Source organism: Caenibacillus caldisaponilyticus, assembly GCF_002003465.1.
Lineage (GTDB): Bacteria > Bacillota > Bacilli > Bacillales > Sporolactobacillaceae > Caenibacillus > Caenibacillus caldisaponilyticus.
In genome coordinates this window covers 1-1,960 of sequence record NZ_BDDQ01000097.1, presented here as the reverse complement: position 1 = coordinate 1,960, position 1,960 = coordinate 1, and the positions used below count along the sequence as shown (strand labels likewise).

At 43.8% G+C, this 1,960-nt stretch carries 2 protein-coding genes; both read right to left on the bottom strand.

Annotated elements, in window-relative coordinates; all coding sequences use genetic code 11:
* A partial coding sequence (locus CCB157_RS16325; protein ID WP_274519646.1) for an FGGY family carbohydrate kinase occupies window positions 1-425 on the bottom strand: 425 nt, incomplete at its 3' end.
* A 115-nt stretch (window positions 426-540) separates the two neighbouring features.
* Entirely contained in the window at window positions 541-1,854 is a 1,314-nt protein-coding gene (xylA, locus tag CCB157_RS16320) for a xylose isomerase (RefSeq protein WP_077616882.1), read from the bottom strand.
* Between the last annotated feature and the right edge of the window lie 106 nt (window positions 1,855-1,960).

The following is a 1,960-nucleotide window of genomic DNA, read 5'->3' as shown; positions in this document are numbered from 1 at the left end:
TTGACCCATAGTATTTTTGGCAGCGTAAACCCTTCAAATGCTCTATTTTTAACATTCTTTAGCAATGTTTCTAATCCAACCGTCGCCTCGATTTCTCTGCATTCTGCAGACGTCCTCGTATCGTTCCACAGGATGGCCCTTCGAAGAGGAGTTCCTATTTCATCCAACAAAACAAGCCCGTGCATCTGCCCGGAAAAACTAATGCCCTTTACTTCTTCTGCATGTATACCGGATTTCCGCAATAAATTTTTCAAAGCGATTTTCGTTTTGGTCACCCATTGTTCCGGATCTTGTTCACTATAGCCCGAATGCTCTTGATATAATGAATAGCTCTCCGTCCACGTTTCCTTGACTCGCCCATCTTGACCAAGCATTAAAACCTTAACGGCACTTGTGCCAAGATCAACGCCGATGACATACTCCAAGGGAAACACCTCTTTGGCGTCATATCTTTTATCCTACCACCATGACGATGCCCGATTTCGGCCATTCGAAAATACTTTTATCTGACCGACTCCGACGATAGATTCGAATTTACAGTCATTCGGTCTCTTTTATGTATTGATTAAGAATGCCACGCAACATTTCGAGCCGGTCTGACCGATATTGAATATCAGTATTCATCGCATGCTCTTCCAAACGACGGAAATCCGTTTTCCCTTCTAAAATTTCACGTCCAATGCCATCCGAATAACTTTTATATCGTTCTTCAATAAATGACTCGAGTACCCGATCTTCGAGAAGACGGTGCGCCACCTTAAGTCCAAGGGCGAAACTATCCATACCTACTATATGGCCGAAGAAAAGGTCGACGGGTTCAATAGAAGTTCTCCTGACTTTGGCATCAAAGTTTAAACCGCCCTTGCCCAAGCCACCGTTTTTCAAAATTTCCATCATTGCCAATGTGGTTGTATAAATATCGTACGGAAATTCGTCCGTATCCCAGCCAAGCAACAGATCGCCTTGGTTGGCATCAACAGATCCCAAAATCCCATGAATTCGGGCGTAATGCAGCTCATGCTCAAATGTATGACCCGCTAACGTGGCATGGTTAGCCTCTATGTTTACTTTAAAATGATCAACAAGGCCATATTCTTGCAAAAACGCATAAGCCGAAGCCACATCATAATCATACTGATGTTTCATCGGTTCTTTCGGTTTAGGCTCAATGAGAAATTGACCCTCGAAACCAATTTCTTTGGCATAGTCCAACGCCATGTGATAGAAACGCGCTAAATTGTCCAATTCACGTTTCATATCGGTAAATAGCAGCGATTCATAGCCTTCCCGTCCTCCCCAGAAGACAAAGTTTTCGGCCTCTAACTCCTTGGCGATCTCTAGTCCCTTTTTTACCTTTGCCGCCGCATAAGCAAAGACATCGGCATCTGGCGACGTGGCTGCTCCGCGCATGAATCGGGGATGAGCAAACAAGTTGCTGGTATTCCAAAGCAATTTAATGCCCGTCGCTTTCATCAACTCTTTGATTCGTGCAACAATCACATCCAAATTTTTATAGGTTTCCCGAAGCGTATCTCCTTCTGGCGCAATGTCAATATCATGAAATGTAAAATATTCGACGCCCAGTTTATTAAAAAATTCAAAAGCGGCTTCAACGCGAGCTTTAGCGGCTTCCATACCTCCCCGATCATTCCAAGGACGGATCATCGTCGCATCCCCAAAAGGATCGGTACCGTTCATCGTAAATGTATGCCAATAAGCGACGGCAAAACGCAAGGTTTCTTTCATGGTTTTGTCCCCAATAACGGCATTGGGATCATAGTATTTAAAAGCCAAGGGATTTTTCGAGTCTTTTCCTTCAAATTGAATGTTGCCGACTTGACTGAAATATGCCATTTTGGTTCCTCCCACTAAAGGTTTATATGATTTACTCAAGCGTTATGAAGACTTCTCTATTGATCTCCTGCGGCGAAACCAATATACCATGAGGGTGCTTCTCCCA